13 protein-coding genes and 1 pseudogene are annotated in these 13968 nt (G+C 67.1%); 4 read left to right on the forward strand and 10 right to left on the reverse strand.

What is annotated here, in order from left to right:
• Positions 1–42: 42 nt before the first annotated feature.
• The 3 genes from C5O27_RS20650 to C5O27_RS20660 are packed head-to-tail and all read right to left on the reverse strand — an operon-like array spanning position 43 to position 2992.
• Positions 43–393, reverse strand: a complete 351-nt coding sequence (locus C5O27_RS20650; protein ID WP_035755631.1) for a DUF2834 domain-containing protein — start codon at positions 391–393, stop codon at positions 43–45.
• 59 nt (positions 394–452) lie between these two features.
• Positions 453–2069: an FAD-dependent oxidoreductase gene (locus tag C5O27_RS20655; protein ID WP_035755629.1), complete on the reverse strand. Its 1617-nt coding sequence runs from the start codon at positions 2067–2069 to the stop codon at positions 453–455.
• Positions 2069–2992, reverse strand: a complete 924-nt coding sequence (locus C5O27_RS20660) for an AurF N-oxygenase family protein (protein WP_005193878.1) — start codon at positions 2990–2992, stop codon at positions 2069–2071. The genes C5O27_RS20655 and C5O27_RS20660 overlap by 1 nt, the downstream gene beginning before the upstream one ends.
• A 188-nt stretch (positions 2993–3180) precedes the next feature.
• Between C5O27_RS20660 and C5O27_RS20665 the strand changes: the two are divergent.
• Both C5O27_RS20665 and C5O27_RS20670 read left to right on the forward strand, forming a co-directional pair.
• Positions 3181–3949: pseudogene (locus C5O27_RS20665) on the forward strand (SDR family oxidoreductase).
• A 121-nt stretch (positions 3950–4070) separates the two neighbouring features.
• Complete coding sequence (locus tag C5O27_RS20670; RefSeq protein ID WP_164905366.1) at positions 4071–5012, forward strand: hypothetical protein; 942 nt, start codon at positions 4071–4073, stop codon at positions 5010–5012.
• A gap of 57 nt (positions 5013–5069) precedes the next feature.
• On the opposite strand, the gene C5O27_RS20675 is transcribed toward C5O27_RS20670, so the two are convergent.
• From C5O27_RS20675 to C5O27_RS20690, 4 genes are all read right to left on the reverse strand, one after another.
• Positions 5070–5678 carry a trimeric intracellular cation channel family protein gene (locus C5O27_RS20675; protein ID WP_127963533.1) on the reverse strand — a complete coding sequence of 203 codons (609 nt, stop codon included), beginning with the start codon at positions 5676–5678 and terminating at the stop codon, positions 5070–5072.
• Between the two features lie 123 nt (positions 5679–5801).
• Positions 5802–5975, reverse strand: a complete 174-nt coding sequence (gene rpmF, locus C5O27_RS20680) for a 50S ribosomal protein L32 (RefSeq protein ID WP_005193867.1) — start codon at positions 5973–5975, stop codon at positions 5802–5804.
• A gap of 179 nt (positions 5976–6154) precedes the next feature.
• Complete coding sequence (locus C5O27_RS20685; RefSeq protein ID WP_127963534.1) at positions 6155–7189, reverse strand: DUF4190 domain-containing protein; 1035 nt, start codon at positions 7187–7189, stop codon at positions 6155–6157.
• Between the two features lie 147 nt (positions 7190–7336).
• Positions 7337–8074, reverse strand: a complete 738-nt coding sequence (locus C5O27_RS20690; protein WP_035755621.1) for a DUF4190 domain-containing protein — start codon at positions 8072–8074, stop codon at positions 7337–7339.
• A gap of 61 nt (positions 8075–8135) precedes the next feature.
• Between C5O27_RS20690 and C5O27_RS20695 the strand changes: the two genes are divergently transcribed.
• Positions 8136–9071, forward strand: coding sequence for an AEC family transporter (locus tag C5O27_RS20695; protein ID WP_127963535.1), 936 nt, complete (start codon positions 8136–8138; stop codon positions 9069–9071).
• Between the two features lie 27 nt (positions 9072–9098).
• On the opposite strand, the gene C5O27_RS20700 is transcribed toward C5O27_RS20695, so the two are convergent.
• A complete protein-coding gene (locus C5O27_RS20700; RefSeq protein WP_006359675.1) occupies positions 9099–9737 on the reverse strand; it encodes a DUF1707 SHOCT-like domain-containing protein in 639 nt (212 codons plus the stop codon).
• Between the two features lie 133 nt (positions 9738–9870).
• Between C5O27_RS20700 and C5O27_RS20705 the strand changes: the two genes are divergently transcribed.
• The gene (locus C5O27_RS20705; protein WP_006359676.1) at positions 9871–10488 is read left to right on the forward strand and encodes a hypothetical protein; all 618 of its coding nucleotides are present in this window, start codon (positions 9871–9873) and stop codon (positions 10486–10488) included.
• A gap of 16 nt (positions 10489–10504) precedes the next feature.
• On the opposite strand, the gene C5O27_RS20710 is transcribed toward C5O27_RS20705, so the two are convergent.
• On the reverse strand, positions 10505–12508 hold the full coding sequence (locus C5O27_RS20710) for a vWA domain-containing protein (protein ID WP_006359677.1): 2004 nt from the start codon (positions 12506–12508) through the stop codon (positions 10505–10507).
• Positions 12509–12519: 11 nt separating this feature from the next.
• Positions 12520–13965 carry a sigma 54-interacting transcriptional regulator gene (locus C5O27_RS20715; protein WP_127963536.1) on the reverse strand — a complete coding sequence of 482 codons (1446 nt, stop codon included), beginning with the start codon at positions 13963–13965 and terminating at the stop codon, positions 12520–12522.
• Between the last annotated feature and the right edge of the window lie 3 nt (positions 13966–13968).

Below are 13968 nucleotides of genomic sequence, written 5' to 3' on the forward strand. Positions count from 1 at the left end.
CACGCCGAATCCGGGGCGCGGAGAGCAGCCCCGGAGGGGGATTCAGCGCCGCAGTGCCCGTTCGCGGGCGAGGAAGAAGAACGGGATCGCCGTCGCGATACCGACCCCGAAGGTGAGGACCACCGACGCGAACCACCAGGGCATGATGCGCAATCGCCTGGCCTCGCCGAACGCCCACAGATGGAAGGCGATCACCACGAAGAGCAGGTCGACCATCGCGAAGCGGCCCGGGGTGGTCTTCATGATGTCGCCGACGAAGAAGTCCTTCACCGACTCCGGCCCGTTCCGCTGAACGTACGGGATCGCGATCGCGTTCTGGGTGACCAGCGCGGTCACGAACACGGCGAACAGCGAACGCTCCCGCCACTTCTGGTTCATACCCTCGTACGCCATTGCGCCTCCTCCGAATGTGTGTCGTATGCCCTGATGGTGACACGAAGAGGGAACGGCGCTCAGGCCTTTCGCCAGCCGGCAGCACCGACCATGTCGGCGACCTGGGTGAACTTCACGCGAGGACGACCCTGCTCGACGCCGCGCCGGCGTTCACGGCGGTCGATGGCGCGCATGCCGCGGTAACCGATGACGGTCCGCACGCGCTTGCGCACCAAGGCGGTGAACTCACCCGTGCTGCGCTGGGTGCGCTGCAGACGACCCGACGCGGCGTCGGCGATGAAGTCCTCCACGGTTTCGGTGGCGCACTTCTTGTTTGCGCCGATCCCGCCACTCGGTCCGCGCTTGGCCCAGCCCAGCACGTAACCACCGGGGACGACCTCGCCCGACTCGTCGACGAGTCGTCCGTCGGCGTTGCGGAAGATGCCGCGCTCGTCGTCGAAGGCCAGACCCGGGATCGCGGTCGAGCGGTAACCGATGGAGCGCACGACGAGGTCGGCGGCGACGTGGTGCCGGCCCTCGCCGGTCCGGACGGTCACCGCCTGCACCTGCGGGTTGCCGACGATCTCCTCCGGTGTGCTGTGGAACAGGAAAACGATTCGACGTCGCGACCGGTCGGCGGGTTCACCCAACGACGGAACCTGTCCGTCGGCGCCGTCGAACACCTCGACCTCGACACCCGGGATCTCCGACAGCGCACGGTATTCCGCTGCGGTGTACGCCGCGGCGGCCTGGTCGCGACGACCGAGCAGCACCACCTCGTGGACGTTCTGTTCGCGCAAGATCTCGAGCGCACGATCGGCGATGTCGGTGGTGGCCAGCAACTCCGGCGGCGACACGAGGATGCGTGCGACGTCGAGCGCGACATTACCCGTGCCGACGACGACCGCGCGCCCGGTTGCCGGATCGTCGGCGGTTCCCCGGCGCAACGGCGGCCCCTCGTCGACACCGGGCACGCCGTTGTACCAGGCCACCAGATCAGTGGCCGACGTCGAACCAGGCAGATCCTCGCCCGGAATACCCAGGCGACGAGACTCGCTGGCGCCCACGGCGTAGAACACGGCGTCGAAATGCTCGGCCAGTTCGGCCGGGGTGATCTCGTCCGGGCCGTCACCGACCGACACATTGGTCAGCATGGTGACGCGTGGGTCGCGGTAGAGGAGGTCGAATCCGCGGAGCACACCCTTGGTGCCGGGGTGATCCGGTGCCACACCGGCGCGGACCAGTCCGCCCGGAGTCGGCAGCTTGTCGATGACGGTGACGGTCGCCTCGGTCCGGTCGAGCAGTGTCCGTAGCGCGTAGCCGCCCGACGGCCCGGTCCCGACCAGCGCAACCCGTAGGCCGGCAGGCAGTTTCGGGATGTGCGGGTAGGTGACGCCCGCCGACTCGTCGTCGGTCGGTGGGACCCATCCGGACCGGACGTCGGGGTTGCGCTTGTAGTAGTCGGCGTTGATGTCGATGAACACCTTGTCGCGCGTGCCGAGCTTGTCCGCGGGATAGATCGCGTCGACAGGACACGCATCGGCGCAGGCGCCGCAGTCGACGCAGGCCTCCGGATCGATGTGCAGGATGTCGGAGCTGCCGAAGCCGCGTTCCTCAGGGGTGGGGTGGATGCAGTTCACCGGGCACACGGACACGCATGCCGCGTCGCTGCAACATGATTGGGTGATGACGAACATCAGAGCATGTGCGCTTTCCGGTAGTACCGCATGGCGGGCTTGGTGAGCAGTCCGACCTCGTCGAGGAACTCCATGAGGTGGACGCAGCTCGAGCGGATCATCGAGTGGAAGTGCGAGTTCGAGCGCATCTCGCGGACCGCACGGTCGGCGTCGAGGCCGGCGTCGGCAAAGGCCTTGCGCTGAACCAGACTCGTGACGATGTAGTACGCGCCGATGGAGACCGCCAGAGCGCTGAACTGGCGTCGTGCCCAGCTCACGCCCTCCAGCGAGTCCCTCACCTCTTCACGCGCGAACTTCATGTGGCGCGATTCCTCGAGGACGTGGATCTCGTTGACCGTGCGGATGAAGTCGAGCACGCGGTCGTCGCGCATGCAGCCGCGCTGGAAGACGTCCAGGACTTCTTCGGCGACAAGGATTCCGGCGTAGGAGACCTCGTTCTTCGCGGTCTGCATGAAGATCTTGCCGAGGCGGGCGACCTTCTTCGACGGCCGGTAGGAGGTACCGACCATCTTCTCCGAGGCCTTGGCGAACATCAGCGAGTGCCGGCATTCGTCGGCGACCTCGGTGAGTGCGAACTGGAACTCGGAGCCGTGGTAGTCGCCGAGGTACTGATCGCGGATGACCATTTCCTGCAGGATCATCTCGAACCAGATCCCGATGTTCATGATCGAGGCGAACTCGTGGCGGGTGACCGAGATCCGCTGCTCCTCGGTCAGTTCGTCCCAGTAGTCGGTGCCGTACAGCGACGACCACTCGGGGCTGCACCCGTACTTCGTCGGGTCCATCGGCTGGGACCAGTCGATCTCGGTCATCGCATTCCGGGACAGACGGGCAGCCGACGCCAGGAGACGTGCGGAAACCTCCTCGGTGCCCTGGTCACGCATGCTGATGACGTTCTCGGTTCGTTCCATCGCGGCAGTCATGCGAACTCGCCTTCCGGTCGTCGACCATGACAATGATCGATGTAATGACAATGTGTGTTGTCAAGATAGCACCGCGGCGTGACCCAGTAAACGAATCGATGAATATACTGACGAGTAAGTTCGGCGCCTGAAACGGTTGTCGCAGGTCAGCGCCGTCGATGCCGTCACGATCAACCATGGGGGTTCGCATGTCATCCATCTTCATCACCGGCGGGGCGGCCGGGATCGGCCTCGCCACCGCCGAACGCTTCGACCGCGAGGGCTGGACGGTCGGCGTATACGACGTCGATGTCGACGCCCTCGCGAAGGTGAAGGCCGACCACCCCGACTGGATCACCGGCACCCTCGACGTCCGCGAACCGGAACAGTGGGCCGACGCTCTCGCTGAGTTCACCTCCCACACCGGTGGCAAGCTCGACGTCCTCGACAACAACGCCGGAATCCTGCACGAGGGCAAGATCGACGCCATCACGCCCGAGCAGATCAAGCGCCAGATCGACATCGACGCACTCGGCGTCGCCTCGGCGCGCAGGCCGCCTACCCGTACCTGAAGAAGACCCCGGGTGCACACCTGGTGAACATCGCATCGGCGTCGGCGATCTACGGCCAGCCGGGCATCGCCGTCTACTCGGCCACCAAGTTCTTCGTCGGCGGATTCACCGAGGCCCTGGAACTCGAGTGGGAGCACGACGACATCCGCGCCGTCAGCATCTGGCCTCTGTGGGCCAAGACCGCCCTGGCCACCGGCGGCTCCAAGTCCAACAAACCCTTGGCATCCGTATCACCCCCGAGCAGGTCGCCGACAAGGTCTGGGAGTCCGTGCACCCCACCCGCCAGGACAAGCTCCTGCACCGCACCAGCTACTCCGTCGGCGCGCAGACCCTCTTCCTCGGCAACGCCGCGAAGTTCATCCCGAACTTCCTGAACCGAACCGTCAACAAGTTCATCGCGCAGTAGCCGCCCTGCAAACCCACCCCTTTTCCGTAAACCCACCCGGCGCGGTCTGGGCGCGTTTACGGAAAAGGGGTGGCTTTGTCGGAGGGTGGGTCCGCAGCGTGCGCTCGTGCGTCTGATTGGTATGGACCTGCCCACCGATCGACACGGCCTGATCCTTCGCAGAGAAACCGTCGGCACCCACATCACCGACGAACAGTTGCAGCGCAGGGTCGAAGGCAAAGCCCTCTACCGCCTCTGGCCGGGTGCGATGGCCGACTTCGCAACGGTCGACGATCTCGACGCCGTCGAGAAGCACCGGCTGACCGTCATCGCCGCCGCGAACGCGGGACGCCCGGGCCGTCTGTTCAGCCACGTCTCCGCCGCTGCCATGCACAGGTTGCCGATGCTCTGGCCGGATCTGTCGCAGGTTCATGTGACATCGCCGAAGGTCGGGAAACGAACCAAGAGCATCGTCAAGCATCAGGCCGCCGTCGAGCCGCAGGACGTCGGGGTCGTCGACGGGGCCACCGTGACGAGCATCGAGCGCACAGCGTGCGACGTCGCCAGACTCGGAACCAGCCGCCAGGCGCTCGTCGTCCTCGACGCCGCACTGCGACGTGACGCCGACGTCGAACGGATGCACCGAATCCTCGATTCGTGTCGAGGGTTCAAGGGCGTCGAGATGTTGCGCCGCATGTTGCCGCAGGCGAACGCACTGTCCGAGAGTGTCGGCGAGTCCCTCAGTCGCGCAGTGATGCTCGAGTCACCCGACCTACCTGTGCCGCGGCAGCAGGTCGAACTCTTCGACGACCGCGGCACGTTGATCGCGCGCGTCGACTTCCTGCTGGCCGACAGGGTCGTCGGCGAGTTCGACGGCATGGTCAAGTACAACGGCACGATCGGCGACAAGCCCGCGTGGAAGACGGTCGTCGACGAGAAGATCCGTGAGGACCGTTTGCGTGCAGAGGGTTACACCGTCATTCGGTGGACGTGGCAGGATCTGGCCGACAAATCCCGTTTCCACGCGATGCTCAAGAAGGCACTGCCCTCGCCTGACGCCGACAGCCCCACCCCTATTCCGTAAACCCACCCGTCGCGGATCGGGCGCGTTTACGGAAAAGGGGTGGGTTTGCGGGCGGTGTCAGCGGCGCGCGGTCGGGAGTCGCCAGCCGAACTTCAGGCCGAGCAGACGCAACCCGGTGGCGAGGATCGATCCGACGATCAGCCAGACCCAGTCCGGGACCGGAGTGTGGTACGACCCGACGGCGACCACCGTGGCACCCAACAGTGCGGGAACCGCGTAGAGGTCGGCGGGCTGGAGGAGGAGCGGGATCTCGTTGGAGATCACATCACGCAGGACGCCTCCGCCGACCGCGGTCAGCAGCCCGACTGCGGTGGCGGCGAACGCACTGGCACCCACTTCGACGGCGATCGACGCCCCGGTCGCGGCGAACAGACCCATGCCGAAGGCGTCGAGTACGAGGATCGACCGGCGGAGCTTGGTGAAGGCGGGATGAAAGGCGAAGACGAGCAGGCTGGCGATCGTGCCGGTCAGCGCATTGCCGAAGTTCTCGATCGACGAGGGTGGGGTGATGCCGAGCAGCACGTCCCGCAGAACGCCGCCTCCGGCGCCGGTGAGCACCCCGACGGTCACGATGCCCCACATGTCGAAGTCCTTGCGGACACCGACCATCGCACCCGACGCCGCGAACACCGCGACACCCGCGAAGTTCAAGATGTCGAGAAGCACCTTCCACTCCTGTCACGACGGGGACGACCAGGGCGGCCGGACCACACACGAATGGCCGCCCCCGGTAAACGGGGACGGCCGTCCATGTGAAATTCGCGGTGCCGAGGCGGCAACCGGAAAAGGCTAGCGACGATCCAGATCGATGATGCCCGCGCGAGCGGCCTTCACGAGTCGACGCGGAATCCGCACGGGGACGCCGTTGACCTTTTCTTCCTGCAGTGCCGGGTTTTCCGCCTTCCACTGCGAACGACGGCTACGGGTGTTCGCCCGCGACATCCGGCGCTTCGGTACAGCCATGGTTGAGCCCTTCTCCTACTGTGGTCTGCGTGGCCGCTGGCAACGCAGAGCGTCACCGATCGACCCGAGTCAGTGCGCCAATCGGCCCCCGCGGGCGCGGCACACAACCCGACCAGACTACCTGGCGAGACCGCCCAGCTCCAAAATGGTGGTCGACGCCAACAGCTCGCAGGTCCGCGTCAGAAGTATGACCAGGGACTTTCGACGCCGGTGAGCAGCACCACCAGCCAGTACGCCACCCAGACGACGATGATGAACAGGCCGATGATGATGGCCGTCAGCGCGAGTCCGTCGCCGGTCTGCTTGCCGCCCGACGCCGCGATCTGCTTGCGCGCCACCAGGCCGAGTACGAGTCCGATCAGGCCGCCGATGCCGATGCACACCAGACCGAGCAGTGAGGCGACCAGCGCCGCCACCGCGAGGGTGTTGGTCTTCGGGGTCTCGTCGGCCTGACTCTCACCGTGGAAATTGTCGACGGCGTGCTGGTCGCCCGCCGGCGACTGCCCGTGTGCCTGCTGGGCGTGTGATTGCTGCCCGTACGACTGGTAACCCGGCGGCGGACCGTATCCAGGCCGGCCCTCCGGTCCGGGTGCCGGCTGCCCCGGCTGTCCGAAGCCCGGCTGCCCATACCCCGACGGACCAGGCCCGCCGTACCCGGGCGGCGGGCCGGGTTGTCCGTGACCCTGCTGGGCATATCCCGGCGGTGGGCCGTACCCCGGCTGCGGGGGGCCACCTGGTCCGGCAGGTCCACCACCGGGCCCGACAGGCCCACCCGGCGGCCGCGTCGAGATGACGCGCGTCGAGTCGTACCCCGACGGCGCCGGGCCGGGCGGGGCCTGCGGCGAGTTGGACGCGGGCGGAGCCGGAGGCACGGGCGGAGGCGTCTGGCCCGGTGCCCCCGCGGTACTGATGACGCGGGTGACACCGTCGGCCGGGCTGTGCGACTGCGCGACCTCGGTGCCCTCCGGACCGGCGCCCGGGGTGGAGGTCAACGGCGTGGTCGTGCCCGGGGTCGACTGCACCGGCTCGGTGGTCTCCCCCGAACCGGTGTCGTCGTCGGCCTGACCGAGGAGTTCCGCCCGCGACACCTTCTGCGTCGGCTCGTACGGAGACTGGTTCGGATCGGGTGCCGAACCCGGCGGCACCTGATCCGACTGGGACTGGGGTGTGGAGGACGGATCCTGTGGATCCCCGCCTCCGGTCGGGTTCGACATCAGATGCCTTTCACAAGCCGTGCGTCGTCGCGGCGCGAGGATCGTTCGTGCGCGGCGCCATGCCTGCGCAGGTCACAGAGTAGTGAGAAAGACCCTCGAACTGGGCAGAAGTCGACGATCGCAGGCTCAGATCGGCCCGAAATTCGTTCAGTAGTAGTAGACCGAGTCCATCGAGTTGCCGGCTGCGATCAGGATGATGATCAGCACGGTGGCGATGACCGCACCCAGGATTCCCAACCCGCCGGTGATGATCCCGGCCAGACCCATGCCCGTGCCGGTCTGGTTACCTGCCGACTGCTCGACCTCGCGTCGAGCCATGAACCCGAGGACGACGCCGGCAATGCCGAGCGGCAACGCCAGCGGGAAGCAGGCGGCGAGCATCACCAGAGCGACGATGCCGCAGATCAGCGCGCCGATCGCCTTGCCGTTGGTGGACGTCTGCGGAGCCCCGTAGCCGTACCCGCCGTAAGGCGCAGCGCCATAAGGATTCTGGGTGCCGTAGGCGGCCGACCCGTAAGCGGGTGCCTGGCCGGCCTGGTACGGATCGCCGTACTGGCCGTAGTTCGCGCCCGGCGGCTGACCGTACGGATTCGGGTTGTACGGGTCCTGCCCCTGGGGCTGGCCGTACGGGTTCTGCTCATACGGGTTCTGACCATAGGGGTTCTGTCCGTAAGGATTCTGCCCCTGGGGATCAGATGAGGGTCCCGGCTGGTAGGTCTGCGCGAACTCGGTCGGCGCATAGTCCGGGGAGCTCTGCCCCTGATCACCCTTGCTGAGGTTCGGACCCGATCCCCCGGACTGCGGTCCTCCCGAGGAACCGGAGCTCGGCACCGTCCCCCAGTCGTCCTGGCCCTGGCCCGATCCCTGTCCTGGTGGATATGACATCCGTAACCCCCTCGTTCGATCCGATAAATCCGTTCATCACCCTAATGAATAGACTCGAGCGGTGTCTGGCGTCATCTCCGGCTTCACGGTGATCTTCATAGTAGTCGGGGTCGGTTATCTGCTCGGTCGGACGCACGTGCTCGGCGACCACGCGCATGAGGTCCTGTCCCGCCTGGTGTTCTTCGTCTTCACTCCGGCACTGCTGTTCCATTCGCTGGTCACCTCGGACCTGTCGGTGATCTTCTCCTCGACGCTGGTCATCGCCGGCGGCAGCGCGTTTCTCATGGCGGGCGTCCATCTCGTCATCGCCAAACTGTGGCTACGACGCCCCGTGCCAGAACTCGTCATCGGGTCGCTCGCGGCGTCGTATGTGAACAGCGTCAACCTCGGCCTGCCGATCGCGATCTTCGTCCTCGACGACGCGTCGTTCATCGCGCCGCTGCTGATGTTCCAGATCCTCATCCTGTCGCCGATCGCATTGGTGACACTCGACCTCACCGCCCTCGAGCCCACTGCCGGCCGTTCCCTCGTCCGCAATTCCCTGATCGCTCCGATGACCAACCCGATCGTCGTCGGCGGGATCGCCGGACTGATCGTGTCGGTGCTCGGGCTGATGCCACCGGCGGCCGTGATGTCGCCGCTGAAGATGCTCGGCGACGCGTCGGTGCCGGCGGCGCTGCTGGCCTTCGGTATGTCGCTCACCGGCGTCCAGGTGTTCAAGAAGGGCGAGAGTCCGCGCCGCGACATCGCGCTCGCCGCGGTGTTGAAGATGGTCGCGATGCCGCTGACCGTGTACGTGATCGCGCGCTGGGGGTTCGGTCAGACCGGTCAGGCGCTGTTCGCCCAGGTCGTGATCGCCGCGCTTCCCACGGCCCAGAACGTCCTCGTCTACGCCACCCGCTACCGGCGGGGACAGATCATCGCCCGGGACACCGCTCTGATCACCACGCTCGCCTCGATCCCGACGATCGCCGTCATCGCACTGCTGCTGGCCTGAGCCCGGCGGCGCGCCGGCCGGGCACCGTCACTCGTCCGGGTGCTCGCGCGGAACGACCTTCACCTCGACGCCGCCCATCAGTGCGAACCCGGTCACGCGCACGACAGGTGCGCCCGGGCGCGGCGACTTCTGCGATTTGCCGCCGAAACCGCCCATGATCCCCAGTCCGCCGACCTCGACGGTCACCCCCTCGGGCACCTTGATCTCGACGCCACCCATGATCACGACGCACTCGACGGTGAGAACGGGTGCGGTGAACTCGACCTCGCGCAGGTCGATCTCGACACCGCCCATGATCGCGGTGGCGGTGAGGGCGTCGGCGACCACCGCCGTCCCCGACAGCTCGCTGCCGGACATGATCGCCAGTCGATGTCGCACCGCGGCGTCGGAGCTCCCGCCGGTCACCCGCGGGCCGGGTGACATCGTCGCCGCCGGCATCGCCACGCCGAGCTGCGCGACCGGGAGGTCGTCGGTCAACTCGTCCAGGTCACCGAAGGTCTTGGCCCTCACCGCTTTTCCCGCACGCTCCTCGTACTCGACGAGCGAGAGGCTGCCGTGGGCCATGGCTGCGGACAGGATTTCGTGTACCAGTTCCCGATCGGCGTCGGCGGCACGCAGACGCGCCCGTCGATCGTCGGGTACGGGCAGATCGCCGGAGGAGGTCACATCTGGAAACCCTAGTGGCCACTCCGCAGTCCGACCACCCTGATTTCCACCCTGAGTCGACCCCGACGATCAGCCCACCGACCGACGCGCGGAGGGGCATAATCCATTCACCCCTACCCCCTGGAGGCGACCCATGGGCCAGCCCTACGATCCCGGCCAGTACGGCCCTGGCAACCCCTATCAGTCGGGCCCATACGGCGCGCCCGGCGGCTATCCACCGCCCACACCGCCCAAGGACCGCAGCGGAATGCGGCTCTGGGGCAAGATCCTCACCGCCGTCGGCATCGTCGTCCTCGTGGCCTCGCTGGCGATCGGCATCGCACTCGCCGTCGGCGGGATCAGCCAGGTGGTCGACCAGGCGGAACAGGCCTTCGTCGTCGACCCGACCGGCGAGCAGAACTACGCCGCCGGAGACACCTTCGCGCTCTTCACCCCGGAGTCGTCGGCCGGCGACCCCTCCTGCGAGATCACCGGTCCCGCGGCCCTGGAGCGCGAATCGGGGGTGACCACCGAGTTCACCTACGACGGCACCCAGGTGAGGTCCTTCGAGTCCTTCGGGGTGAAGGAGTCCGGGACATACTCCTTCACCTGCAGCGACCGCGTGGTGGTCGCATCCATCGACCTCGGCGGGATCTTCAGCGGCGTAGGCGGAGTTCTCCTCGCCGTCTTCGGCGGCGGCTTCGGCGCAGTCCTGCTGTTGATCGGAATCGTGTTGTGGGCCATCGCCGGACGGAAGCCGCGCACCGTCTGATCCGGCGCTCGACTCTTCAGCCGCGTCGACGACCCTTCCGCGACTTCAGGTAGTCACCGACCACCGCGGCACCGAGGCCGTCGACATCGGGGGCGACCACGCGACCACCGATCCGGCGGGCGATCTGATCCATGAAGTGGGCCAGGCCGGGGTCCTCACCGAGACGGAAGAAGGTGACCTGTGCGCCGAGCCGGGCCACATGGTCGAGTTCGCGCACCGTCAATGCGATCGTCTGCGGGTGCGGCGGATAGAAGAAGAACGGTTCGCCGCTGGGGTCGAGGTGGGCGGTGGGTTCGCCGTCGGTGACCACCAAGACCACCGGCTGTGCGTTCGGGAAGCGACGCAGGTGTCGCTGTGCGAGCAGCAGCGCGTGGTGCAGGTTGGTGCCCTGCTCCATGCGCGGTTGCAGTCCGGTCAGTTCGGCGATGTCGATGGACCGCGCGTAGCGACCGAAGGCGATGAGATGGAGTTCGTCGCTGCGGAACCGGGTGGAGATCAGGTGGTTCAACGCGATCGCAGTGCGTTTCATCGGCGTCCAGCGACCCTCCATCTCCATGGAGAACGACGTGTCGACGAGGAGTACGACCGCCGCCTGGGTGCGGCTCTCCGTCTCGGCCACCTCGACGTCGCGCACATCGATCCGCACACCTGAGCGCGCCATCTCCGACGTCGCCAGCGACGGTTCGGTGGTCTCGGAGACGGTGCGCAACACCGCATTCGACACCGTGCGGGTGACGTCCCACGGGTCGGTGTCGCCGAACTCCCATTCGCGGCTGGCCCCGGTGGGTTCGCCGAGGAGCCCGGTCTGCCGGGTCTGGCGGTCGCCACGACGCCCGGACAGTTGCTCGGCGATGTCGCGGAAGATCGACTGCCCGAGCTGACGCATCGCTTTGGGACTCAGCCGGAGCTGACCGTCGGCGGTGCGATCGAAGAACCCCTGCTCCGACAACGCCTTCTCGAGCTCGGCGAGCATCCGGGCGTCGACGGCCGCCTCGTCGCCGAGTTGGCGGGCAAGTGCATCGAGGTCGATGTCGTCCATCTGGGCCCCGGCGTACTGCTGGGACAACTGCTCGGACAACGCTTCGAGTTCCGAGATGTCGCGGAGCGCCGCGGCGCCCTCCCCGAGTCCCATCGGCTGGTCACCCGAGAACGACTGCGCGTCGTCCCAGTCGAGCCCCGGTCGCGCCGCACGCAATTGCGAATCCATCTGCGCGAGTTGACTCATCAGGTCCGGCGAACCGAAGGCCTGCTGTGCCAGCTGATCCAGTTCGGCCCGCTGCTCCGGGGTCAGCGAGTTGTAGAACTGCTGGGCGGCCGCGGCGCGTTGCGCCAGTGAGTCGATGAGTTCCTCGGTGTTGCGCGGGTTCTCCGGGAAGAAGTCCCCGTGGGAGTCCATGAACTCGTCGAACTTGTCCGAGGTGTCCTCGCCACGGTTGTGCGCCTCGAGCAACTCGTTGAGGTCTTTGAGCATGTCCGAGACCCGTTGCCGGTCGGCCTCGGTGGCACCTTCGAGGGCCTCCTTCATGCCGGCGAACCGCTGGTCCAACAGCTCGCGGCCGAGGAGGTCTTTGATCTTCTCGTAGTCCTCGCGGGCCTGCGGGCTGCGCCAGTTGTACTCCGACAGCTCTTCGACGGCCTGCGCGGTCGACGGCGGCAGGCTGCCGATCTGCATCTCCGCGAAGCGCGCGTCGTCGTCGAGGTCGCGGGCGAGTTGCTTGCGCTCTTCGAGGACGGCGCGGTCGAGCAGTTCGCGGATCTCGGCGAACGTGCCGTCGAGGTTGCGCTTCTTCAGCAGTTCCTGCCGACGCCGGTTGACCTGTTCCCGGAGCTTGTCGAGGCCGCGCATGTTCGGGGTGCCACGACGCAGCAACTCCCGGAGGGCACGCTGCGGCGACGCACCGGCCATGACGTCGTCGCCGATCGTCTCCAGCGCCTCACGCAGATCCACCGGCGGGGCGAGCGGATCGGGACCGCCGGTGTACCGCTGGTAGCGCGAACGATGGAAGCTCTTGCGCGCCAATGTGTTCTCCCTCAGCCGTAGATGGTCTGGCCGGCCTCGTCGGCTTCCTTGCCGATCCGACGCGCCAGGAACAGACCCTCGAGTGCCAGTTCGACGGCACTCGCCCGCTCGCCCTCGATGTCTGCGTCGAGACGCTCCGCGATCGCGTCGAGCACGGCGCCGGTGGTCTCCGGCGACGGGATCGAGTCCAGGAAGTCGCCGGCCCGGACACGGTCGCCGGTCACGACCGGTTCACCGTTTTCCAGCGCCTCGACGAGCGCTGCCATGTCGATCCCGCCGAGATGTGCCCGCACGGTGTCGGCGACGGACTTGCGCATGAGGTGCTCGAGGATCTCCAGCTCGCGTCCCTCCTCGCCGGACTCGAACTCGATCTTGCCGCGCAACACCTCGACCACCGACTCGAGATCGACGACCCGCGCGACCGCCTGGTCCTCACCGGTGACCGCGGCGCGGTGAAGTGCCGCGGCGGCAACGGTTTCGGCGGCGGCGATCGAGAAGCGTGCGGAGACGCCCGACCGCTGGTCGATGGACGGATGGTCGCGGGCGTAGCGGGTGAAGCGTGCCAGGATCTCGGTGATGAAGGTCGGGACACTCGCGGTGAGGTCGGCCTCCTGCTCGATGACGGCAACCTCGTCGTCGAGTTCGAGCGGGTAGTGCGTGCGGATCTCGGCGCCGAAGCGGTCCTTCAGCGGGGTGATGATGCGACCGCGGTTGGTGTAGTCCTCCGGGTTCGCGCTCGCCATCACGAGCACGTCGAGCGGCAGCCGCAGCGTGTAACCGCGGACCTGGATGTCACGCTCCTCCATGACGTTGAGCATCGACACCTGAATGCGCTCGGCGAGATCCGGGAGCTCGTTGATCGCGACGATGCCGCGATGCGCGCGCGGGATGAGTCCGAAGTGGATGGTTTCCGGATCGCCGAGGCTGCGCCCCTCGGCCACCTTCATCGGATCGATGTCGCCGACGAGGTCGGCCACCGATGTGTCGGGGGTGGCCAGCTTCTCGCTGTACCGCTGCGAACGGTGACGCCACTCGATGGGCAGATCGTCGAGCAGGTTGGCGGCCTTGCGGATCGACGCCGGGATGATCGGCTCGTACGGGTGCTCCCCCAGTTCCGATCCGGCGATCACCGGCGTCCACTCGTCGAGGAGTCCGACGAGGGTGCGCAGGATGCGGGTCTTGCCCTGGCCGCGCTCGCCGAGCATCACGACGTCGTGGCCGGCGATGAGTGCGCGTTCGAGCTGCGGGATGACGGTGGCCTCGAAGCCGACGATCCCCGGCCAGGGGTCGCGGCCCTCGCGGAGGGCGGTCAGCAGGTTGTTGCGGATCTCGTCGCGCACGCTGCGCTGCACGTGGCCGCTGGCACGCAGTTCACCCAGGGTGCGGGGTGACGGGTGGCGGGTTTCGGTCGACTGAGAACCATGGGTGGTGAAATTGTCCTCTGGCACGTGATCCACGCT

The organism is Gordonia alkanivorans (assembly GCF_004011905.1).
Taxonomy (GTDB): Bacteria; Actinomycetota; Actinomycetes; order Mycobacteriales; family Mycobacteriaceae; genus Gordonia; species Gordonia alkanivorans.